General features: G+C 74.4%; 7 protein-coding genes and 3 pseudogenes. 3 read left to right on the top strand and 7 right to left on the bottom strand.

The genetic code is table 11. The features are described 5' to 3' along the window. Positions 1-48 precede the first annotated feature (48 nt). From ACFY32_RS13380 to ACFY32_RS13370, 3 genes are all read right to left on the bottom strand, one after another. The gene (locus ACFY32_RS13380) at positions 49-12,189 is read right to left on the bottom strand and encodes a type I polyketide synthase (protein ID WP_390674246.1); all 12,141 of its coding nucleotides are present in this window, start codon (positions 12,187-12,189) and stop codon (positions 49-51) included. Positions 12,190-13,567: 1,378 nt separating this feature from the next. Continuing rightward, positions 13,568-14,014, bottom strand: coding sequence for a DUF4383 domain-containing protein (locus ACFY32_RS13375; protein WP_390674245.1), 447 nt, complete (start codon positions 14,012-14,014; stop codon positions 13,568-13,570). A gap of 28 nt (positions 14,015-14,042) precedes the next feature. Beyond that, the gene (locus ACFY32_RS13370; protein ID WP_390674244.1) at positions 14,043-16,121 is read right to left on the bottom strand and encodes an MMPL family transporter; all 2,079 of its coding nucleotides are present in this window, start codon (positions 16,119-16,121) and stop codon (positions 14,043-14,045) included. A gap of 326 nt (positions 16,122-16,447) precedes the next feature. Here ACFY32_RS13370 and ACFY32_RS13365 point away from each other — a divergent pair. Next, a pseudogene (locus tag ACFY32_RS13365) lies at positions 16,448-17,532 on the top strand (sensor histidine kinase). A 52-nt stretch (positions 17,533-17,584) separates the two neighbouring features. Here the strand turns inward: ACFY32_RS13365 and ACFY32_RS13360 are convergent. After that, positions 17,585-18,112, bottom strand: a pseudogene (locus ACFY32_RS13360) (sensor histidine kinase); the annotation flags it as partial. A 4-nt stretch (positions 18,113-18,116) separates the two neighbouring features. Beyond that, a pseudogene (locus ACFY32_RS13355) lies at positions 18,117-18,935 on the bottom strand (universal stress protein); the annotation flags it as partial. 126 nt (positions 18,936-19,061) lie between these two features. Here ACFY32_RS13355 and ACFY32_RS13350 point away from each other — a divergent pair. Then, a complete protein-coding gene (locus tag ACFY32_RS13350) occupies positions 19,062-19,472 on the top strand; it encodes an STAS domain-containing protein (RefSeq protein ID WP_390674243.1) in 411 nt (136 codons plus the stop codon). Between the two features lie 15 nt (positions 19,473-19,487). Here the strand turns inward: ACFY32_RS13350 and ACFY32_RS13345 are convergent, their stop codons facing one another. Beyond that, entirely contained in the window at positions 19,488-20,603 is a 1,116-nt protein-coding gene (locus ACFY32_RS13345; protein WP_390674242.1) for a serine hydrolase domain-containing protein, read from the bottom strand. A gap of 308 nt (positions 20,604-20,911) precedes the next feature. On the opposite strand from ACFY32_RS13345, the gene ACFY32_RS13340 reads away from it, so the two are divergent. Further along, on the top strand, positions 20,912-21,724 hold the full coding sequence (locus ACFY32_RS13340; RefSeq protein ID WP_390674263.1) for a class I SAM-dependent methyltransferase: 813 nt from the start codon (positions 20,912-20,914) through the stop codon (positions 21,722-21,724). A gap of 35 nt (positions 21,725-21,759) precedes the next feature. On the opposite strand, the gene ACFY32_RS13335 is transcribed toward ACFY32_RS13340, so the two are convergent. Then, positions 21,760-23,166, bottom strand: a complete 1,407-nt coding sequence (locus ACFY32_RS13335; protein WP_390674241.1) for an FAD-dependent oxidoreductase — start codon at positions 23,164-23,166, stop codon at positions 21,760-21,762. Positions 23,167-23,433 lie beyond the last annotated feature (267 nt).

Genomic DNA, 23,433 nt, shown 5'->3' with positions numbered 1-23,433 from the left:
GCGTGCTCCTTACGGCGATGCGGGGCAGATCGTTGCGTTCCGTACCGGTCACGAGGTTTCGAGTTCGTTGTCGAGGTAGTCGAAGAGTTCGTCGTCGGTGGCCGCGGAGAGGTCGTCGGACCCGGGGTCCTCGTCGGCGGCGTCGGCCCGGGTGTCGGTCCACTTGGCGAGCAGGGCCCGCAGCCGCAGGTCGACCTTGGTGGCGGTGCCGTCGTCGGCGAGGGCGAACAGCGCGCTCTCCAGGCGGTCGAGCTGGTCCAGCACCCCGGCCCCGGGTTCGGTCTCGGTGCGCGGGAGCAGCGTGAGTACGTGCCGGGTGATCGCGGCGGCCGACGGGTGGTCGAAGACGAGCGTCGAGGGCAGCCGGATGCCGGTGGCCGCGGTGAGCCGGTTGCGCAGCTCCACCGAGGTCAGTGAGTCGAAGCCGAGGTCCTGCAGGGACCTGCCCGGGTCGATCTGGGTGCCGGCGGTGTGGCCGAGGACGGCGGCGACCTGGGCGCGGACCAGGTCCAGGACCGTCTGTTCGCGGTCCGCCGGGGACTGCCCGGCGAGGGTCTCGGTGAACGTCGGGCCCTCGGCGGGGGTTGCCGTCGCGGCACGGCGGACGGGGGCGCGGACCAGGCCGCGCAGCACCGGGGGCAGGGTGCCGTCCGCCGCCAGGCCGCGCAGCGTCGCGGTGTCGAGGCGGACCGGTACGAGGACGGCGTGGTCGTCCCGGGTGGCGGCGTCGAACAGCGCGAGGGCGTCCGGTGTGGGCAGTTCCAGGACGCCGGAGCGGCCGAGGCGGGCCCGGTCGTCGGCGTCGAGACCGGCCGTCATGCCGCTCGCCGCCGCCCACATCCCCCAGGCCAGGGAGGTGCCGGGCAGGCCGAGCGCGTGGCGGCGCCGCACCAGGGCGTCGAGCGCCGCGTTGGCGGCGGCGTACCCCGCCTGGCCGGCGCTGCCGAGGACGCCGGCCGCGGAGGAGAACACGACGAACGCGGAGAGGCCCAAGTCCCGGGTCAGTTCGTCCAGGTGGAGCAGGCCGTCGACCTTGGGTCCGAGGACGCGGTCGACCCGTTCGGGGGTCAGTGACTCGACCACGCCGTCGTCGACGACGCCCGCGGCGTGCACGACCGCGCCGAGCGGCCGGTCGAGGGAGGCGAGGAGCGCGGCCACCGCGTCCCGGTCGGCCACGTCGCACTCCGCCACGGTCACCTCGGCGCCCGATGCCGTGAGGTCGTCACGCAGTTCCGGGGCGCCCTCGGTGGCGAGGCCGTTGCGTCCGGCGAGGACGAGGCGGCGTACGCCCCGGTCGGTGACCAGGTGCCGGGCGACCAGCGCGCCGAGGGTGCCGAGGCCGCCGGTGACGAGCACCGGACGGTCGGGGTCGAACGGGGCGCAGGCGTCGGGGGCCTGGTGGCCGGCGGGCGCGGTGCGCGGGCCGTCGGCGCTGGCCCGGGTGAGCCGGGGCACGGTCAGCAGGCCGCCGCGTACCGCCGACTGGGGTTCGCCGCAGGCCAGCGCGGCCGGTACGGCGCGGGCGGACTCCTCGGTGTCGTCCAGGTCGAGCAGGACGAACCGCCCCGGGTTCTCGGTCTGGGCCGACCGTACGAATCCCCATACGGCGGCCTGCGCCGGGTCCGGCGCCGGGGTGTGGACCGCGCCACGGGTCACGAACACCAGGCGGGTGCCGGCGGTGCGCTCGTCGGCGAGCCAGTCCTGAGCCAGCGTCAGCGCCCAGGACACCGCCGCACGCACCGCCGCCTTCTCGTCCGGGACGTACGGCTCGGTCGCGGACGGTCGGGGGCAGGGCGCGAGCAGGTCGCTCACGCCGTCGAGGGCGTCGAACCCGGGCACGGCCGGCACGCCGAGGCCGAGGTCGTCGGCGCCGGTCCGGCCGGCGTCGAGCACGGCGAGTCCGGTCGCCGCCGTGCCCTCCGCCGCCAGGTCGAGGCCCGTCCACTCCAGGCGGAACAGGGCGTCGGTGGCGGGCGGCGCGGTCCTGTGCAGCTCGACCGGCCGCATGACCAGCGACTCGACGCTCGCGACGGGCCGGCCGGACGGGTCGGCGACGGCCAGTGACATCTGGTCCGGCCCGGTGGGCGACCAGCGCACCCGCAGCGTCGAGGCGCCGGCCGCGTGCAGCCGTACGCCGGAGAAGCTGAACGGCAGCCGGGGGCCGCCGCCGGTCTCCTCCAGGGCGCGCAGCACCGGGGCGTGCAGGGCGGCGTCGAGGAGGGCCGGGTGGACGCCGAAGCCCTCGCCGCCGGTCCCCTCGGGCAGGGACACCTCGACGTAGACGTCGGAGCCGAGGCGCCAGGCGGCGCGCAGGGCGCGGAAGACGGGGCCGTAGTCGTAGCCGAGTTCGGTGAGGCGGTCGTAGACGTCGTCGACGTCCATCGGTGCCGCGTCGCGCGGCGGCCACGCGGACAGTTCGGTCGCGGGGGCGTCGCCGGCGGTGAGCGTGCCGGTCGCGTGTTCGGTCCAGGGTGCGTCCCGGTCGGCGTCCTCGGCCCGCGAGTGCACCCGGATGCTGCGCCGGTCGTCGCTCTCGGCGCCGACGGTCACGCGCAGGGCGCGGCCGCCGCGCTCGGGCAGGACCAGGGGGGCGTGCAGGGTCAGCTCCTCGACGGTGTCGAGGCCGCAGTGGCCCGCGGCGTGCAGGGCGAGGTCGAGGAAGCCGGTGCCGGGGAACAGGACGCGGTCGCCGACGCCGTGGTCGGCGAGCCAGGGCTGGGCCCGGGTGGAGAGCCTGCCGGTGAGGACGACGCCCTCGGCGTCGGGCAGCGGGACCGCGGCGCGCAGCAGCGGGTGGTCGCCGGTGGTGAGGCCGAGGGCGGCGGTCGCGCCGTCGCCCGCGGGCGCCACCGCGGCGGTCAGCCAGTAGCGGTCGTGCTGGAAGGCGTAGGTGGGCAGGTCGACGCGGGTGCCGTGGCCGCCGAGCACGGCCGCCAGGTCGAGGTGCGCGCCCCGCACGTGCAGTCGCGCGGCGGCGAGGAGGGCGGCGTGCGGTTCGGGCCGGTCGGCACGGAGCGTCGGCACGAACACGGCGTCGGGGGCGTTGTCCGGGCCCATGGTGGTGAGGGCGCTGCCGGGTCCGACCTCCACCATGGTCGTCACGCCCTGGGCGGCCAGGCTCGTGACGCCGTCGGCGAACCGGACCGGCCTGCGCACGTGCTGGACCCAGTGGTCCGGCGACATCAGTTCCTCCGCGCCGACGGGTGCGCCGGTCAGGGTGGAGACGATCGGCAGCGTGGGCGGGTGGGCGGTGGCGCCCGCCACGACGCGGCGGAACGCGTCGAGCATCGGCTCCATCAGCGGCGAGTGGAAGGCGTGGCTGACCCGCAGCGCGGTGACCTTGCGGCCCTGTGCCTTGAGCCGGTCGGCGAGGCCGAGCACCTCGAGTTCGCTGCCGGACAGGACGAGCGAGTCGGGGCCGTTGATGGCGGCGATGCCGACGTTGTCGGAGCACTCCGGTGCGATCTCCTCCTCGGTGGCCCGTACGGCGACCATGACGCCGCCCTCGGGCAGGGCCTGCATGAGCGCGCCGCGGGCGGCGACGATCGCGCAGGCGTCGGCCAGCGAGAAGACGCCCGCGACGTGCGCGGCGGCCAGTTCACCGATCGAGTGGCCCGCGAGCGCGTCGGGCCGCAGCCCCCAGGACTCCCACAGGCGGTACAGGGCGACCTCGACGGCGAACAGCGCGGGCTGGGCGTACTCGGTGCGGTCCAGGACGCCCTGGTCGTCGCCGAAGGCCACCTCGCGCAGCGGCCGGTCCAGCAGCGGGTCGAAGTGGGCGCACGCCTCGTCGAAGGCGTCGGCGAACGCGGGGTGGGCGCGGTACAGGTCCCGGCCCATGCCGGCGCGCTGGGAGCCCTGGCCGGAGAAGAGCACGGCGAGCCGGCCGCCGTCGGGGGTGCCGCGGACCACGTCGGGGGCGTGGGCGTCCTGGGCCAGCGCGTCGAGTCCCGCGCGCAGTTCGGGCCTGCCGGTGCCGAGGACGACCGCGCGGTGGTCGAGCGCGGCCCGCCCGGTGGCGAGGGTGGCGGCGATGTCCAGCGGTCGCAGGTCCGGCCGGGTGTCCACGGTGGCCGCCAGGCGGGCGGCCTGCTCGCGCAGCGCGGCGGTGTCGCGGGCGGACAGCGCCCACGCCAGCGGGCGGCCGTCGGGCACGTCGGCCGGGGCGGGGGCCGCGGGGGCGGGGGCGGCCTGTTCGAGGATGACGTGGCCGTTGGTGCCGCTGACGCCGAACGCGGAGACGGCGGCGCGCCGGGGCCGGCCGGTCTCGGGCCACGGCCGCTGCTCGGGGAGCAGTTCCACGGTGCCCGTCGTCCAGTCCACGTGCCCGGACGGGCGGTCCAGGTGCAGGGTGCGGGGCAGTACGCCGTGCCGCATGGCCTGCACCATCTTGATGACGCCCGCGATGCCCGAGGCGGCCTGGGTGTGGCCGATGTTGGACTTCAGGGCGCCGAGGAGCAGCGGCCGGTCGGCGGGGCGGTCCTGGCCGTAGGTGGCGAGCAGGGCCTGGGCCTCGATGGGGTCGCCGAGCCGGGTGCCGGTGCCGTGGCCCTCGACGGCGTCCACGTCCGCGGCGGACAGGCCCGCGTTCGCGAGGGCCGCGCGGATGACCCGCTGCTGCGCGGGGCCGCTGGGCGCGGACAGGCCGTTGGAGGCGCCGTCCTGGTTGGTGGCGGACCCCCGGACGACGGCGAGGACCTCGTGGCCGTTGGCCTGGGCGTCGGAGAGCCGTTCGAGGAGGATCAGGCCCGCGCCCTCGCCCCAGCCGACGCCGTCGGCGGCGTCGGCGAAGGGCTTGCACCGGCCGTCGGGGGCCAGGCCGCCCTGGAGGCTGAACTCGGCGAAGGGCGTCGGCGTCACCATGATCGCCGTGCCGCCGGCCAGGGCCATCGAGCACTCCCCCGAGCGCAGCGCCTGTACCGCGAGGTGCAGGGCGACCAGCGAGGACGAGCAGGCGGTGTCCACGGTCACGGCGGGCCCGCGCAGGCCGAGGGTGTAGGCGATCCGGCCGGAGACCACGCTGAGCGCGTCGCCGGTGAGCCGGTAGCCGTCCATCTCGGGTGCGGCCTGCTCCAGGGTGCCCGCGTAGCTCTGCGGGGAGGCGCCGACGTACACGCCGGTGAGGCTGTCGCGGACGGAGGTCGGGTCGATGCCGGCCCGTTCGAAGAGCTCCCAGGCCAGTTCCAGCACCTGCCGCTGCTGGGGGTCCATCGCCAGGGCCTCGCGGGGGGCGATGCCGAAGAAGTCCGCGTCGAAGCCGCCCGCGTCGTCGACGAAGGCGCCCTCCAGGGTGCGGCTGCGGCCCTGCTCCGCGGCGCCGGCCGGGTAGAGCCGGTCGGTGTCCCAGCCCCGGTCGTCGGGGAACGGCCCGATGGCGTCGCGTCCGTCGAGGACGAGCGACCACAGGTCCTCGGGTCCCCGTACGCCGCCGGGGTAGCGGCAGCTCATGGCGACCACGGCGATCGGCTCGTCGGTGCCGCGGGGAGCGCTCTCGGCGGGCCCGGCGGTGCGCCGCTCGCCGAGCACCACGGTGTGCAGGTGGCGGGTGAGCGCCTCGGGCGTCGGGTGGTCGAAGACGACGGTGGCGGGCAGCTTGACGCCGGTGGCGGTGTTGAGCCGTTTGCGCAGCTCGATGGCGGTGAGGGAGTCGAAGCCCAGTTCACGGAAGGCCCGGTCGGCGGTGATGGAGCCGGGTCCGTCGTGGCCGAGGACCGCCGCCGCGTGGCCGCGTACCAGGTCGAGCAGGAGGCGGTGCTGGTCGGTGTCGTTGAGCCCGGTGAGCCGGTCGGCCAGGGCACCGCCCGCGGCCGGCTGCTCGGGCGCGTCCTGGGCGGCGAGCGCGACGACGTCGGGGATCTCGCTGATCAGCGGCCTGCTGCGGGCCGCCGTGAAGCCGGGCACGAAGCGGGGCCAGTCGATGTCCGCGACCGTCAGGGTCGTCTCGCCGGCCGCCAGCGCGGTGGCGAGCGCGGCGACCGCGAGGTCCGGGCGCATGGGGCGCAGGCCCCGGCGGCGCAGATGGTCGTCCAGGTCGTCGGTCACCATGCCGCCGCCCGCCCACATGCCCCAGGAGACCGAGGTGGCGGGCAGTCCGTCGGCCCGGCGGCGCTGCGCGAGGGCGTCGAGGAAGGCGTTGGCCGCGCCGTACGCGCCCAGTTCGCCGCTGCCCCACACGGCGGACCCGGAGGAGAACAGTACGAAGGCGTCCAGGTCGCGGCCGGCGCACAGCTCGTCCAGGTGGGCCGCGCCGGCGGCCTTGGCGGCCAGGGCGTACGCGAGGTCGGAGGTGCCGGTCTCGGCCAGCGGCAGGGTGGGGACGGTGCCCGCCGCGTGGAAGACAGAGCGGACCGGGGTGCCCTCGGCGTCGAGCCGGTCGAACAGGTCTGCGAGGGCGGTGCGGTCGGCGGCGTCGCAGGCGGCGACGGTGACGCGGACGCCGAGTCCGCTCAGCTCGTCGCGCAGTTCGGCCGCGCCGGGCGCGTCCGGGCCGCGGCGGCTGGTCAGCACGATGTGCTCGGCTCCGTTGCCGGCCAGCCAGCGGGCGACGTGGCCGCCGATGGCGCCGGTGCCGCCGGTGATCAGTACGGTGCCGGCGGCGCGCCAGGCGGGCACTCCGGCCGGTGCCGGGGCGGGCGTCATCCGGCGTACGCAGACGCCGGAGGCGCGGACGGCGAGCTGGTCCTCGTCCGTCCGCCCGGCGAGGACGGCGGCGAGGCGGGTGGCGGTCCTCGGGTCGGGGACCACGGGCAGGTCGACGAGGCCGCCCCAGCGCTCGGGGTGCTCCAGGCCGACGGCCAGGCCGAGGCCCCAGGTCTGGCTCTGTACCGGGTGCGTCGGCGGATCGGACCGGCCCACGGAGACCGCGCCGGTCGTCGCCAGCCACAGCGGGGCGCCGATCCCGGCCTCGCCGAGTGCCCGCACCAGGGCCAGGGTGGCGGCCAGGCCCCGGGGCACGCCGGGCGCGCCGGGTTCGGGGCGTTCGTCGAGGGCGAGCAGGGACAGTACGCCGCTGGGTACGACGCCGGTGTCGCGCAGGTAGCCGGCCGAGCCGTCGGTCTCCAGGACGTCGGCGCCGTGGGCGCGCAGCGCGTCGACGGCCGCCGCCCGCCAGGGGTGGTCCGCCTGGGCCGCCGAGCGCACCACGAGCCAGGTGCCGTGCAGGGCGGGCGGGGCGGTGGCGCCGAGGGGGCGCCAGGTGATCCGGTGGCGCCAGGAGTCGACGGCGGTCCGCTCGCCGCTGCGGCGCCGCCAGTCGGCCAGGCTGGTCAGGACGTCGGTGAGCGGCGCGTCGGCGGGCACGTCCAGGGTGGTGGCGAGGTCGCCGCGCTCCACCGCGGCCCAGAACTCCTCGAAGGCGGGGTCGGCGGCCGCGGCCGGGCGGGCGGTGCCGTCGAGCCAGAACCGCCGGCGCTGGAAGGGGTAGGTGGGCAGGTCGACGGGCCGCCCGGGGGGCACCACGCGGCGCCAGTCGAACGGCAGGCCCTCCACGTACGCCTCGGCGGCGGAGAGCAGGAACCGGTCCAGGTCCCCGTCGGTGCGGCGCAGCGTGCCGACCACGACGGCCTCGCGCTCGGCGGCTTCCACCGTCTCGCGCACGCCGATGGTGAGCACGGGGTGCGGGCTGCACTCCACGAACACGCCGATGCCGTGGTCGAGCAGTCCGCGGGTCGCCTCCTCGAACCGCACGGTGTTGCGCAGGTTGCGGTACCAGTACTCCGCGCCGACCTCGGTCCCGGTCAGCCACTCCCCCGTGACCGTGGACAGCATCGGCACGTCGGCGGGCCGTGGCGCGATGCCGGCCAGTGCCCCGGCCAGCGCCTCCTGGATGTGCTCCACGTGCGGCGAGTGCGAGGCGTAGTCCACCGGCACCCGCCGGGCGCGCACCCCGTCGGCCGCGCAGGACTGCATCAGCTCGTCCAGGGCGTCGGCGTCACCCGCCACGACCACCGAGCCGGGGCCGTTGACGGCGGCGACGGAGATCCGTCCGTCCCAGCGCGTCAGCAGCTCGCGGGCCTGGTCGACGGTGACGGCCAGCGACACCATGCCGCCCCGGCCGGACAGCGCCAGGATGGCCTTGCTGCGCAGCGCGACGACGCGGGCGGCGTCCTCCAGGGAGAGTGCTCCCGCGACGCAGGCGGCGGCGATCTCGCCCTGACTGTGGCCCACCACCGCGTCCGGTTCGACGCCGTGGGAACGCCACAGCGCGGCCAGCGACACCATCACCGCGAACAGGGCGGGCTGGACGACGTCCACCCGTTCCAGCTCGGCGGCGTCGGCGAGCGCCTCGTGCAGGGACCAGTCGACATACGGGGCCAGCGCCTCGGCGCAGGCGTCGAGGGAGGCGCGGAAGACCGGTGAGGACCGCGCCAGTTCCGCCCCCATGCCCAGCCACTGCGAGCCCTGGCCGGGGAAGACGAACGCCACCTGGCCCGCCGGACGCGCCACGCCCACCGCCACGCGCGCCGACTCGGTGCCGGCGGCCACCGCCGACAGCGCGTGCGCGCCGCCGGCCACCACCACGGCCCGGTGCTCGAACACCGTCCGCGTCAGCAGGGCGTCCGCCATGTCGGCGGGCGCGGTCCGCTCCGCGGCGGTGGCGAGCCGGGCGGCGTGGGCGCGCAGCGCCTCTTCCGTCCGCGCGGAGAACACCAGCGGCACCGGCCCCGAGGGCACGGGCGGCTCGGCCGGGCTCTCCTCGGGTGCCTGTTCGAGGATGGCGTGGGCGTTGGTGCCGCTGATGCCGAAGGAGGACACGCCGGCCCGGCGGGGGCGCCCGGTCTCGGGCCACGGCGTGGTCTCGGTGACGAGCGCCACCGCGCCGGACGTCCAGTCCACGTGCGGGGTGGGTTCCGTGATGTGCAGGCTCGGGGGCAGTACGCCGTGCCGCAGCGCGAGCACCATCTTGATCAGACCGGCGACGCCGGAGGCCGCCTGGGTGTGGCCGATGTTGGACTTCACCGAGCCCAGCAGCAGCGGCCGGTCGGCGGGGTGTTCGCGGCCGTAGGTGGCGAGGAGGGCGTCCGCCTCGATCGGGTCACCGAGGCGGGTGCCGGTGCCGTGCGCCTCGACGGCGTCGACCTCGGCGGCCGGGACGCCCGCGTCGGCGAGCGCCTGCCGGATCACCTTGCGCTGGGCGGGGCCGCTGGGCGCGGTGAGGCCGTTGGACGCGCCGTCCTGGTTGATGGCGGTGCCCTTGATCAGGGCGAGGACGGGGTGGCCGTTGCGGCGCGCGTCGGACAGTCGTTCGAGGAGCACCATGGTGGCGCCCTCGGCGAGGCCGAAGCCGTCGGCGCTCGCCGAGAACGCCTTGCAGCGTCCGTCGGGGGCGAGCGCGCGCTGCCTGCTGAACTCGACGAACATGCCCTGCGACGGCATGACGGTGACGCCGCCCGCGAGCGCGAGCGGGCACTCGCCGCGCCGCAGCGACCGCACGGCCAGGTGCAGGGCGGCCAGCGAGGAGGAGCACGCCGTGTCGAGGGTGACGGCGGGTCCGGCGAAGCCGAACGAGTACGAGAGCCTGCCGGAGGCGACGCTCGCGGTGTTGCCGGTGAGCAGGTGGCCCTCCAGCTCCGCGGGCGCCTCGTACAGCCGTGGCCCGTAGTCCATCGTCATGGCGCCGACGAACACGCCCGTCGAGCTGCCGCGCAGGTCGGCGGGGTCGATGCCGGCGCGTTCGACGGCCTCCCAGCCGATCTCCAGGAGCAGTCGCTGCTGCGGGTCCATCGCCAGTGCCTCGCGGGGCGATATCCCGAAGAACTCGGGGTCGAACTGGCCGGCGTCGTGCAGGAACCCGGCTTCGCGCTGGTAGTAGCGGCCGGGCCGCTCGGCGTCCTCGTCGTAGCGTCCCTCCAGGTCCCAGCCCCGGTCGGTGGGGAAGGCGGTGACGCCGTCGCCGCCCGTGGAGAGCAGCTCCCACAGGTCCTCGGGGCTGTGCACGCCGCCGGGCAGCCGGCAGCTCATCGCCACGATCGCGATCGGCTCGTCGTCGCCGCCGGCCGCCCCGGTCACGGGTTCGTCGTCCTCGGCGGGGACGCCGAGCAGGACCCGGTCGAGGTGCCGGGCGAGACCGTGGCAGGTCGGGTGGTCGAAGATCGCCGAGACGGGCAGCTTCAGGCCGGTGGCCGCGTTCAGGAGGTTGCGCAGGCGCACCGCGCCCGCCGAGTCGACGCCGAGTTCGAGCAGCGGCGCGTCCGGGTCGGCCGCGTCCACGACGTCCTGGGCGCTGTCGGTGACGGCGGCCACCTGCGCACGGACCAGGTCGAGCAGGTACGCCGTGCGGTCGGGGACGTCGGCGAGCCGGTCGGCGAGGGTCGGGGCGGGGACGGTCCCGGGTGCCAGGTGCAGCGGGTAGGGGGGCAGCGGCACCGGGCGCGCGTCGCGGCCGGCGAACACCGCCCGCCAGTCGGGGAGCACACCGCCGGCGTGCAGTTCGCCGAGGGCGGCGGTCACCTCGTCGGCGCCGCCCCGGCCCCGGCGCAGCGTGCCGACGACCGCGGCCTCCACGGCGGCTTCCTCGGCGGTCTCCTGCACGGCCCTGGTCAGTACGGGGTGCGGGCTCGGTTCCAGCAGCAGCCGGTGTCCCGCCGCCAGGGCGGCGCGCGTGGCGCTCTGGAAGTCGGCGGTGTGGCGCACGTTGCGGCACCAGTGGTCCGCGGTGAGCGTGCGCGGGTCGACGCGCCCGCCCGTGGTGGCCGTGTAGACCGGCACCTCCGTCGGGCGGGGCGTGATCGGGGCGAGGCCCTCGCGCACCATGCCGAGCACCGAGTCGACCTGGCGGCCGTGGGCGGCGACGCGGATCGCGATGCCCTTGGCCCGGACACCGTCGGCGGTCAGTTCGGCGAGGAACGCGTCGGCCTGGTCCTCGGTTCCCGAGACGAGCACCGAGGTGGGGGCGTGTACGGCGGCCAGGTCGAGCCCGTCGTAGCGGGTCAGCCGCTCGCGCACCTCGTCGGCCGGCGCCAGGACGGAGAGCATCACGCCCTGTTCGAGGAGGTGCACCTGGGCCTGGCTGAACAGGGCCACGGCACGGGCGCCGTCCTCGACGGTCAGCGCGCCCGCGACGGTCGCCGCCGGGATCTCGCCGACGCTGGAGCCGACCACGGCAGCGGGCGGCACGCCCCAGGACCGCCACAGCGCGGACAGGGACACCATCATCGCCCAGAGCGCGGGCTGCCCCACGTCCGGCCGGTCCAGGGAGTACGCGTCCGTCGTGCCGCGCAGCACGTCGAGCACGGGCCACTCCACGTACGGGGTGAGGGCATCGGCGCAGGCGTGCAGTTGCTCGGCGAACACCGGTGAGGCGTCGAGGAGTTCACCGGCCATGCCCGGCCACTGCGGTCCGTGGCCGGGGAACACGAAGGCGACGCCGTCCGCCGCGGGTCTGCCGTCCGCTCGCACCGGCAGGCGCCCCTCGCTGAGGGCGAGCAGTTCCTCGCTGAGCTGTGCGCGGTCCCGGCCGACCAGCACGGCGCGCCGGGAGAGGGCGGGCCGGGTCGTGGCGAGGGAGAAGGCGAGGTCGACGAGCGGCAGGGCGGGCTCGGCCGTCAGCATCGCGCGCAGGTCGGCGGCCCGTGCCCGCAGCGCCTCCTCGCTGTGCGCCGACAGGACGACCGGGACGGCGGGCCCGTCCGCCGCGTCGCGGCCCGGCGCGGGGCGTCCCGCGGCGAGCGCGGCCTCGACCAGCGCGGGGACGTCGTCGGGCCGCGCCTGGTCGGTGTCGAGGCGGTAGGCGAAGGTCTCGGCCCGTGCGTCGTCCTGACGGGTGAGCACGGCGAAGGCACCGTCCGTGCCGACGAGCGCCAGGCGGCACTCGCCGGAGAGTACGGCGGCGGTGGCATCAGCGAGGGGGTCCCGCCCGGCCCGGCAGGGCCCGCCCAGCCCGAGCACGCGGGCCAACTCAGCCGCCCTGACCGGGAGTTCAGCCGGATCATCCGCTTCCGTCCCGGGCCCGGCACCCGCTTCGGTCCCGGCGGACAGATAGACTCCGGCACCCGCCCGGTCGTCCGTGCCGAGGCCGGCGTCCTCGCAGGCCGTCCACGCCGACTCCAGTTCGCCCGTCCGGTCCGCGGGCAGCGGCACACCGGTCAGCTCGGCCAGTGCACCGTGGTCGCGCCGCGCCCGCACCGGTACCGCGGACGCGACCCCGATGACGGCGACAGTGCCGGTGTGCACCCCTTGTGATAAGCGCATGGCAGCCTCTGCCTTCGTCAGTCATCCACTGGGAACCGGATACGCGCATGGCTGGCCGGAATCGCCTCGTTGCTTTCTCGGCCACTTCCACGACGGCAATCGCCAGTCAAAACTAGCTATCCAGGAATTGTCAACCGTGAACTATTTTCGGTCCCCAGCAGGCGGAAAACGATCGCGAGACGCGCATAAACACAGGTCAGCGTCGCTCCAACCCGCACGATTAACCGCACGGACTTCCATGATTAACCTGAGCCATTGGCGCGAACATGAGGAGAACAAGCCGACCCACCGCCCCGCCCCGGCAGCCCTTGCTCGATCGCGCAGCCATTCCTGCCCCATCGTGCAGCGCCTTCTGCCCGATCGCGCAGCCGGGGCACGCAGCCCATAGCGGGTATGCAGGCGATGCCCATAGGGCGCCCGTCGGCCACGATCCGACACGTTCCGGCCACGCGGGTTCGGATTCCAGCCATACGAATTCCGTCAACCATTCGCCTCGTACGCATGGCCATTCCGCAACATGGAATTAACAGTGGGCTGGAAGCGGTTCGCCGGCCGCGCGGCTCTGGTACGAAGGCGGCGGGCCAGAAGGTACGGGGGGGCGCTCGGCCCAGGCAGCCCGCCGGGAGCGGCGCCGGTCCCCGGCCCGAGGGCGCGTCGCACGAACAGCGAGGTACGGCGACGAGAGGCCGGCGCGGATACCGCCGACAGGGCGCGCGGAAAGGCGCCTCGCGCCCGACCCGTTCACCACGCGAGGCCGACAGGGATCGCCTATCGCAAGGGCCGGATTTCGTGACGCGTCGGCTAACGGATTGCCGGAGAGCGAAACAAGCCGTTCAGGAGTACGGCGACTCACGTTCGATACGGAGACAGCTTGGTCCGTTCTCCATACCGCAGCCGACGCTTACCCGTCCCCTACATATCCCCAAGCGGACAACGGGCTCTATACGGGGGGCCTGGCTCGCCTCGGGCCCAACAGTATCGGAACGGGAGCAGCCCGCGCCAGACGCCTTTCCTGTGGTTCACACAGCGGAAACACACATTCCCCACCGCTCCCCCGACCGCGTCATCCGGCGCCGAGAACACGCTCTCCCCTATGCCGCCGTAAATACCTGAAGCCCCCGCCACCTGCCATCGCGGCCGGCAATTCGCGACCGCGACATCTGACCCTTGAGTAACCGGTACCCGGCGGTCCGCGTCGGGGGCGCGCACACCACAGGACGGTCGTGCCCGTTCGGCCCCGTGCGCGCTCCGTTTCCTGCCCGTTCCGGGCCCGCGGGCGGAGGCTGTGGCTCACCTCACACGGAAAAGGCCGTCCGCCGGTCAGCCGTGACTGACCAGGCGGGCGGCCCGGAAGACCACCGCACGCGAACCGCTGTGCTCAGCGCGAGGCGGCGGGGGCGGTGCGGCGGGTGAGGAGGACGCCGAGGGCGATCATGCCGACGCCGAGGAGGAAGTGGAGCCAGTTGTCGGCGGTGTTGACGGGGACGAAGTTGGCGGCGCTGTCGTGGTCGATGATCAGGCCGTAGATCCACAGGACCAGGTAGATGACGCCGCCGCCGATGAGGTAGTTGCGGGCGGCGGGGGCGGTGCGGGCCATCAGGACGCCGGCGATGCCGAACAGCAGGTGGACGATGTTGTGCAGGATCGACACCTGGAAGACGCCCAGCAGTTGGGCGTCGGAGTGGTGGGCGGCGAACTCCATGGTGTCGTAGTCGGTGGTGACGCCGGGGATGAACCCGAGGACGCCGACCAGCAGGAACACGGCGCCGACGGCGAGGGCGGCCTGCTGGACGCTGCTGCGGGCGGTACGGGCGGGGGTGGTCATGGTCGTCGGTCCTCTTTTCCGGAGAGCTTCAGGGTCGGATGGTGCGGTCGGGCCACCACACGGTGGGGCCGATGTGGCGGACGAGGGCGGGGACGAGCAGGGAGCGCACCACGAGGGTGTCGAGCAGGACGCCGAAGGCGACGATGAAGGCGATCTGCGCCATGAAGGCCAGCGGGATGACGACCAGGGCGGCGAAGGTGGCGGCCAGCACGACGCCGGCGGAGGTGATGACACCGCCGGTCGCGGTGAGCCCGGTCATGACGCCGGCCCGGTTGCCGTCGCGGCGGGCCTCCTCGCGGACCCGGGTCATGAGGAAGATGTTGTAGTCCACGCCGAGCGCGACGAGGAAGACGAACCCGTACAGCGGCACGGAGGCGTCGGTGCCGGAGAAGCCGAAGCCGTGGGTGAAGACCAGGGCGGTCACCCCGAGGGTGGCGAGGTAGTTCAGGGCGACGGTGGCGACCAGCAGCACCGGCAGGAGCAGGCTGCGCAGCAGGGCGATCAGGATGAGCAGGATGATGGCCAGCACGATGGGGATGATCAGGGTGCGGTCATGGGCGGAGGTCTGCTGGGTGTCGTACTGCTCGGCGGTGTAGCCGCCCACGTGCGCGTCGGCGCCGTCCACGGCGTGCACGGCCTCGCGCAGGCGCGGGATCGTCCGCTTGGCCGCGTCGCTGTCCGCCGCCGCGGTGAGCGTGGCGTCGATCCGTACCAGGCCGTCGACGACGGCCGGGTCGCCCGGGTCGGGCCGGCCGCCTTCGCCGACCGGAACGGCCTGGGCGACGCCGTCGACCCGGCCGGCGGCGTCGATCACCTGCTGCGTACGGTCGGCGCGGGCGATGACGACCGCCGGGTTGCCGGCACCGGCGGGGAAGTGCGCGGTCAGTGCCTCCTGTCCGGCGACGGAGCGGGCGTCGTTGATGAAGATCTCGTTCAGCGGCACGCCGCTCGCCTTGAGCAAGGGGGAGAACGCGGCGCACGCCGCCAGCGCGAGGAGGGTGGCGGCCCAGATGCGGCGCGGACGCTGGTCGACCAGGGCGGCGACGCGCTCCCACAGCCCCCGGCGCCCCGGCCGGCCGCGAACGGCGGTCGGTCCGGGGCGGGCGGGCCAGTAGGCGGCGCGGCCCAGCAGTACCAGCACCGCGGGAAGGAAGGTGAGGGTGGCGACCACGGCGCAGACCACACCGATGGCGCCGACCGGGCCGAGGGCGCGGTTGTTGGTCAGGTCGCTGACGAGCAGGGCGAGCAGCCCGAGCGCGACGGTGGCGGCGCTGGCGGTGACCGCTCCGACCGACCGCCGCCACGCCACCCTCATCGCCGCCCACCGCTCATGGCCCGCGCCGAGTTCCTCGCGGAAGCGGGCGGTCAGCAGCAGCGCGTAGTCGGTGGCCGCGCCGATGACCAGGATGAACAGGATGCCCTGCACCTGGCCGTCGACCCGGACGACGTCCCGGTCGGCGAGGGCGTAGACGACGGCGGAGGCCAGCGCCAGCGCGAAGACGGCCGTCACGATCACGATCAGCGGCAGCAGCACACTGCGGTACACCACCAGCAGGATCACCAGTACGACGCTCAGCGCCACGGCGAGCAGGACCCCGTCGATCCCCGCGAACGCCTCCGACAGATCCGCCTGCGTCGCGGCCGGCCCGGTGACGTGCGCGCGGGTGCCCGGCACCTGCCCGGCGGCCGCACGGATGGCGTCGACCGCCGGACCCACCTCGTCGTCCAGGTCGGCGCGCAGAGGCACCACGGCCTGCAGGGCCCGCCCGTCCGCGGAGCCGACAGGAGGACTGCCCGGCCCCGCCACCCCCTCGACCCGTCCCGCCGCCCGCACGGCCTCGGCCGCCCGCTCCCGCTGCCCGGCGGTGATCTTCCCGGAATCGGCGACCCACACGAGAATCGCGGGAACGGTCTCGTCCTTCTGGAACGCCCGCCGCAACTCGTTCACCCGGGTGGACTCGGCCGTCTCCGGGAGGAAGGCGGCCTGGTCGTTGCTGGCGACCTGGCCCAGCTTCCCCGCGAACGGCCCCATCGCCCCACCGGCCAGCAGCCATACCACCACGGCCAACGCGGGGAACAGCCAGCGCCACCGACCAGGTCTCGACATCCCGAAGTCCTCCATCCCCGCGAACAGGCCAGCATCGCGTACCCCGCCCCCGCGAACCCAAAGCCCACGACACCCATAGGCAGTAGCGCCGTCGGCTCGGCACGGCCGGCGCCTCGCCTCAGGAAGGCGTTCGGCGCCGAGTCGGGGTCCTGCGATCTGTCCGGCCGGCCTGCTCGGTGGACCAAAGGACGTACGCGGTTGTCGATACGCCGACGACATGTACCGGCTCGTAGTCTCGGTACATGTGTGTGCTGATTCCCGGGGACGGGCCGTGTCCGGCCGAGGCGGTCCCCGGCGACCGTCACCCGGGCCCGGGGGCAGTGGCGGTGGAGAGACGGTCCGGCCTGAGCGTGCGCCTCAAGCTCACCCTGAGCTACGCCGGATTCCTCATGCTCACGGGTGCCCTGCTGCTCGTCGCCGTGGGCGTGTTCCTGCTGCGGCAGGGGTGGTGGCAGACCAACGAATCAGGGGCGGTGAGACTGACCCCGGGCACCCTCTTCGTGCGCAGTTTCGCCCCGACGGCAGGTGTGGTGATGGTGTTCCTCCTGGTGTTCGGCCTGCTGGGGGGTGGGTCCTCGCCGGACGCATGCTCGCCCCGCTGGACCGCATCACCCACGCCACCCGCATGGCCGCGGCCGGATCGCTGTCCCACCGGATCGGGCTGCCGGGCCGCAAGGACGAGTTCCGCGAACTCGCCGACGCCTTCGACATGATGCTCGCGCGGCTCGAAGCGCACATCGCGGAGCAGCGGAGGTTCGCCGCCAACGCCTCCCACGAACTGCGCACCCCGCTGGCCGTCTCCAAGGCGCTCCTCGACGTGGCCCGCGCCGATCCGCAGCACGACACCCGGGAACTCGTCGACCGGCTGCACACCGTCAACACCCGGGCCATCGGCCTCACCGAGGCACTGCTGCTGCTCAGCCGCGCCGAACAGCGGTCCTTCACCCGCGAGCAGGTCGACCTGTCCCTCGTCGCGGAGGAAGCGGCGGAGACGCTCCACCCGCTCGCGGAGGCGCACGGCATCACCCTGGAGACCAGCGGCGACCTCGCTCCCGCGCACGGTTCGCCCGCGCTTCTGCTGCAACTCACCATGAACCTGGTGCACAACGCGATCGTGCACAACGTCCCGGAACAGGGCACCGTCCGGGTCCGCACCGGCGTCCACGCCGGGACCGCGGTACTCGCCGTCGAGAACACCGGCGAGCGGCTCGCCCCCCACCTGGTCGCGACCCTCACCGAACCCTTCCAGCGCGGCACCGAGCGCGTCCACACCGGGCAGGCGGGCGTCGGCCTCGGCCTGGCCATCGTCAGGACGATCACCGAGGCACACGACGGCACCCTCACGCTCATCCCCCGCCCGGCCGGCGGACTCCGCGTCACCGTGGAACTGCCCGCGGCACCACAAGGGTGACCCGTCCCGCTGAAGGACGGTCATCGCGCCCCGGCTCTGGCCCTGTCGCGCCTCAGCCCTGACCCTGTCCGACCGGGACCTGCCACACCACCCGCGTTCCGCCGCCCTCCACGGTCCCTGTCTCCAGGTCGCCGCCGAGCTTGCGGGCCCGTGCCGCCATGTTCTCCAGTCCGCTGCGGCGGCCCCCCGGCGGGATGCCGACGCCGTTGTCCGTGACCGTCAGGCGCAGCCTCCTGCCGTCGGTCTCCAGCACCACGTCGGCACGGTCCGCACGGGCGTGCCGGGCGACATTGGTGAGGGACTCGGTCAGGACCGCCATCACATGATCGGCGGTCTCCCTCGGCACATGCGTGTCGAGCAGCCCCTCCATCCGGACGCCGGGCGCGAAGCCCAGGACCGGCGCCGCCTCGCCGACCGCCCGCACCGCGCGGGCCCGCAGCCCGGATGCCGTCTCGTCGTCCCGGCTGCGCAGCCCGAAGATCGTCGAACGGATGATCTTGATGGTTTCGTCCAGGTCGCCCACCGCGCAGCAGCGCCTGGACCACCGGCCCGATGTGCGCGCCCAACGCCGACCTGCGGACCCGCCGGCCCACGACCACCAGCGCCGCGTCGCGGGAGGCGTCGACCAGGTGGCGGCCCGCGCCGCCGATCGTGGCCTGGGCGTCGACCCGCACGGCGGGGTGCTTCTCCTGCCACGGCCGCAGTACGTCGGTGAGTTCGCGCCGCACCTGTGTGACCGTCTCGTCGTTCGGCTCGGGCATGAGCGCGCCGTCGTAGTAGTACGGCGGCGGAGTCCAGCCGTGGACGACCCGCAGTCGCGCCGCGCGCCGCGAAGCCGCGTCGAACGCGAAGTCGAGCACCGCGCCGCTGGGCTCGTGCAGGTCGAGACCCAGTACGACATCACGGTGGCCGGCGGCGGGCAGTACGGCCGCCGGGCTCTGCGGCACCGGCTCCCGGACGCCCCGCTCGACGGACCGCACGAGGACCACCGGGCGTTCGCACGAGGCGACGACGGCGAGGGAGACGGAACCGACGAGGAACCCGGCGACCTTGCCCAGCCCCCGGGAGCCCAGGACCAGCAGTTCGGCGTCCTCGGATGCCTTCAGCAGGGCCGGCACGGTGAGCCCCGAGATGGTGTCCGCGTCGATCCGCAGCCCGGGGCGGTCGCGGGTGACCCGGACCCATGCCTCGTCCAGGAGGCGTTGGGCCGTCGCGCGCTGGAGGTCGCTCGGCGGCACCGGCACAGCGAGTCCGGTGGCCGGCGCGTAGGCGGGCGGCTGCCACTCCCAGGCGTTCACCAGCCGCAGGGGCAGGTCCCGGAGCCGCGCCTCGTGCGCGGCCCAGTCGGCGGCGGCCAGGCTCTCCGGCGAGCCGTCCAGTCCGACGGTGATGGTGCGGGTCATGGGGAACCTCCTTCAGGCTGCGTCCAGTCTTCGTCCCGCACGGCCGGTACCGGCAGGGCCCGCTGGTCCCGGCGCAAGGGCCGTCGGGCCCTACTGTCCGCCGCGCGCCCGGTCTTGGCTGTCCGTATGACACATGAGCACGTAGGCACCGGTCCTGTCCGCGCTCAGTTCAGCGTCGACGGCACGACCGTTCTGGTACTGCGCGGAGACATCGACATCGCCACGGCACCGCTCGTCACGGCCTGCCTGGACGCCCTCACCGCCGTCCCGCACCCCGATCTGGTGGTGGACCTGTCCCCGGTGTCCTTCCTGGACTGTTCGGGCCTGAACGTGCTGTGCAGGGCACGCCGGCGGACCCGTGAGCGGCACGGCAGGCTGCGCCTGGTCTCCGGCGGCGAGCGGCTGCGCGTCGTCCTGCGCCACACGGGTCTGGCGGACGCCTTCGAGATCCACCCGTCCCTGCCGGACGCCCTGCGCCCCGCGTGTCCCACGCCCCGCACCGACGGCTTCGTACCCGCGGCGGCACCTTCCTCGTGATCCGCCGGGTGGGCCTCAGTCGCACAACGCCTTGTCCACGAGCGCGTCGACGGTGTCGTCGGGGTCACCGCGGAAGTCGGGCGTGAGCGCGATGGTGACCTGGCGGCGCCGGTCCTCCGTGGTGAACGACCAGGACTGATAGGCCAGCGCGTCACCGTCGTTGCCGTATCCGCGCACCCCGCACGAGGTGTCCCGCCACCGCAGCCCCAGCCCGTACGTCCCGTTCTCGACACCCGGTGTCTTCATCGCGTCGAGCAGGCGGTCCGGCAGGAGGCGCCCGCCGAGCAGGGCGGCCATGAAGCGGTCGAGATCCCTCGTCGTGGAGATCATCTCGCCGCTCGCGCCCATCACCGACGGATTCATCTCGGTGAAGTCCACCAGCCGCGTCCCGGAGTCCTGCCGCACCGGTACGTATCCGTGCGGGTGCGGCCCCTGGATGCGCGGGGACGTCCCCGGCAGCGAGGTGCCGCGCAACCCCAGGGGCCGGATGATCCGGCGCTCGATCTCCTCGCCGTACGACCGGCCGGTCACCTTCTCGACGATCTGGCCGAGCAGGGCGTACCCGGTGTTGGAGTACGCGTACTCGGAACCCGGCGGTTCGAACGTGGGCGGGCCGGCCACCGCCCGCCGCGTGAGTTCGGCCGCCGTCCAGGTCCGCAGGCGGTCGGCCAGGAACTCCTGCGTCGGCGGCATCGGCAGCGTGCGACGGTAGTCGGGCACTCCGCTCGTGTGGTTGAGCAGATGCCGTACGGTCGTCCGGTGGCCGCCGGGGACGGCACCGGGCAGCCACGTCTCCACCGTGTCGTCGAGCTTCAGCCTGCCGTCGGCCACGAGTTGCAGGGCGACGGTGGCGACGAACGTCTTGGTGATGCTGCCCATCCGGAACCGGTCGTGCGCCGACACCTTCCGCGTGGTGCCCAGTTCGGCGACCCCGCTGGTGCCCCGCCACACACCGTCCTCGTCACGCACCTCCATCAGTGCCCCCACGGCGCTCGTGGCCGTGAGGTCGTCCAGTCCTTCCTGCAGTCCGGCGCGCTGCGCTCGCTCCGGCGCGGCGAGCGCGGCGGTCGGCGCGGCGAGCAGGGTCAACGCGGTCGTCACCGTCACCAGCACCCGGTGTACGCGCTTCATCCCGACCTCCCGATACGTCGTTCGGCCGACTCGCATCCGTCCCCCGCAACCAGGTCCGCAGTACAGTCCGCCCCGTTGGCACAGAGCTTGCCGGAGCGGCCGGTCGACCACGATGGGGCCAGCACCGCATCCGGCCGGGGGGTATCCCCACCGACCGGCGGCGCTTCCGGCGCGTGAAAGCGCTCGGCGACTCCTGGCCTTTGCCTGATGCCGGCTCCGGTGGCCGCAGCGGCTCGGTGCGTGCCTGACCGGTCGGCCGTTAGGCTGGTCTCGTGACTGGTGGGCGGGAGTGGGTGCGGCCGTCGGGGGTGTGGGCCACGGCGGTGGGTGTGGCCCGGGTGCGGGCGCTGGAGTCCGAGCGGGAGGACGCGCTGTTCCGCGACCCGCTGGCGCATGCCTTCGCCGCCGCCGGTGGCCTGTGGCCGTCCTCGCCGCCGCCCGACGGCGAAGCCGCGCGACGCCGTCGGCTCGCGGTGTCGCACTCGATCGTCATCAGGACGAAGTTCCTCGACGACCTGCTGCGCGAGGCCGCCGCGTCCGGTGTACGGCAGGTCGTGCTGCTCGGCGCGGGCATGGACAGCCGGGCCTTCCGCATGGACTGGCCCGAGGGCACCCGGCTGTTCGAGGTCGACACCGCCGAACCACTGGACTTCAAGGCGTCGGTGCTGTGCCGGGAGCGGGCCGTCGCACGCTGCGAGCGGATCACCGTCGCGGTGGATCTGCGGGAGGACTGGCCGGGCGCGCTGGCCGCCGCGGGGCACGACCCGGCGGCGCCGACCGTGTGGATCGCCGAAGGGCTGCTGATCTATCTGCCCGAGGACGCGGTGGACCTGCTGCTGGCCCGGATCGGCGCGCGGTCGGCGGCGGGCAGCTTGCTGGGGCTGACGCTGGGTTCGCGCGGTGTGATCGAGCGCTTCGGCGCGGACGCCGCGCCGGGATCGGCGGCGTCCATGTGGGTCTCCGAGATGCCCGACGACCCGGTCGGCTGGCTGGCCGGGCACGGCTGGGAGGCCACCGGTCACACCCTGCGCCGACGCGCCGCCGCCTACGGCCGTCCCTTCAGCACCTCGCCGCGGCACGAGGAGCGGGCGGGCGGACTGATCTCGGCGGTCCGCCGGTGAAGCGTCTTTCCGGCCCGTCCGGTCGGTACGCGTGATCACCGCCCCAGTCGGGCGATCGTGCGTTCCGTGTCGGTGAGCGGTGGTTCCCGAAGGTGCTGCCGTCTCGGACCGAGGAGCATCGGGACGAGCATGTCGGGTGAGAACAGCCGCGTGGCAGGCTTCTCCAGGCTCATGACGTCCAGCAGCGCCTCCAGTGCGCGGGGGTTGCGGGCCCCGGTGGCCACCGCGTGGTCGACGAACCGGGCCAGGAGGCGCTCCACCACGGTGGGCGGCGTGTCGGTGGCGCCGGGATAGTGGGCGTCCTGGCCGACAGCGAGGTCCCAGGCGGCCGCGACCGGGCGGGCGGCGGCGCGCTGGAGGCGGCGCGCCGTGCCAGGTGGTGTGAGGCCGGTCGAGCGAAGGACGTGCCGTATCGCGAGGGCGCACTGGGCGGCGACCGTCAGACCGTGCCCGTAGACGGGGTTGTACCCGGCTGTGGCGTCGCCGAGCACGGTGAAACCGTCCGGCCAGTTCCTCATCTTCTCGTAGTAGCGGCGGTGGTTCCTGGTGCCGCGGGTGGTGGTGACCCCGCCCAGCGGTTCGGCGCCGCGCAGCAGTTCTCCGATGACGGGGTGGCCGAGTCCGAGGGCGAAGTCCACGAAGGCGTCCGGATCGCCCGTCGGTTCGCCGCCCCGGGTGCCGGCGAGCGTGACGATCCAGCGGCCGTCCTCTATGGGCAGGACGATGCCGCCCCGGCCCGGCGCCTTGGCGGGGTTGGCCTGGACGTTGACCACGGGGAAGCCGGCCGTCGTGGTGCTGTCGGGGGCGCGGTAGAGGCGGGTGGCGTAGGTGACTCCGGCGTCGACTGCTCGCTCGGTGACCTCGGGCAGGCCCAGGCCGGTCAGCCACCGCGGTGCGCGGGAGCCCCGGCCGGAGGCGTCGACGACGAGATCGGCGGTCAAGGCGGCCTCGCCCTCGTCTGTGCGGACCCGTACGCCGGTGACCCGTTCGGCGTCTCCTTCCAGACGGACGGCCGTCGTGGCCTGTGCGACCGTGACCCGTTCGTCGGCGAGGACCCGGTCGCGCAGTACGGAGTCGAGCAGATCGCGTGAGCAGACGAGGTTGCGGTGCCGGGTGGTCGTGAAGCGCCGGAACCAGACCTCGTTGGGGGCCCGGGAGACCATGTCGCCCATGATGTGGACGAGACGGCCGCCCCTGGCCACGATGTCGTCGACCACACCGGGGAGCAGCTCACCGAAGGCGGCGACGCCTCCGCTCCACACGAGGTGGGCGTGGCGGGCCTGCGGGACCCCGCGCCGGGGCCCGGCACCCTCCGGAAGGGTGTCGCGTTCGATGATCGTGACGTCGGCGAACTCGGTGAGCGCGGCCGCGGCGAAGAGCCCTGCCGCGCTCGCACCGATCACGACGGCAGTGGGCCGGCCGGCGCCGACATGGTCGGACATGTGCGTCCACGCTTCCTGTACGGGTCACCCGCTGCCGAAGGCCGACGGCGGTCCGGGGGCGCATGATCCCCGGAAAGGCGTCGAGATGGTACGACGCCATAGCCGGCCCGGGGTACCCCGCCGTTCACCGCCCGTAAGCGCCATGACGGTTTTCCGGGCGTCCTGACGTGGCCTGCAATTGCACTCCCGCACGTATGGACAGTCCGTGAATACCCGAATACATTGCGTCCAGGGCCTGCGGGAGCAGGAAGCGACAAGGGGGCGGAA

This window comes from Streptomyces sp. NPDC000134 (assembly GCF_042899225.1).
Lineage (GTDB): Bacteria > Actinomycetota > Actinomycetes > Streptomycetales > Streptomycetaceae > Streptomyces.
This window is presented reverse-complemented; position numbering and strand designations above follow the sequence as displayed.

Coding starts and splice junctions, on each gene's coding strand:
- ACFY32_RS13380 (WP_390674246.1), bottom strand. CDS start 12,189: ATGCGCTTATCACAAGGGGTGCACACCGGCACTGTCGCCGTCATCGGG.
- ACFY32_RS13375 (WP_390674245.1), bottom strand. CDS start 14,014: ATGACCACCCCCGCCCGTACCGCCCGCAGCAGCGTCCAGCAGGCCGCC.
- ACFY32_RS13370 (WP_390674244.1), bottom strand. CDS start 16,121: ATGTCGAGACCTGGTCGGTGGCGCTGGCTGTTCCCCGCGTTGGCCGTG.
- ACFY32_RS13350 (WP_390674243.1), top strand. CDS start 19,062: ATGACACATGAGCACGTAGGCACCGGTCCTGTCCGCGCTCAGTTCAGC.
- ACFY32_RS13345 (WP_390674242.1), bottom strand. CDS start 20,603: ATGAAGCGCGTACACCGGGTGCTGGTGACGGTGACGACCGCGTTGACC.
- ACFY32_RS13335 (WP_390674241.1), bottom strand. CDS start 23,166: ATGTCCGACCATGTCGGCGCCGGCCGGCCCACTGCCGTCGTGATCGGT.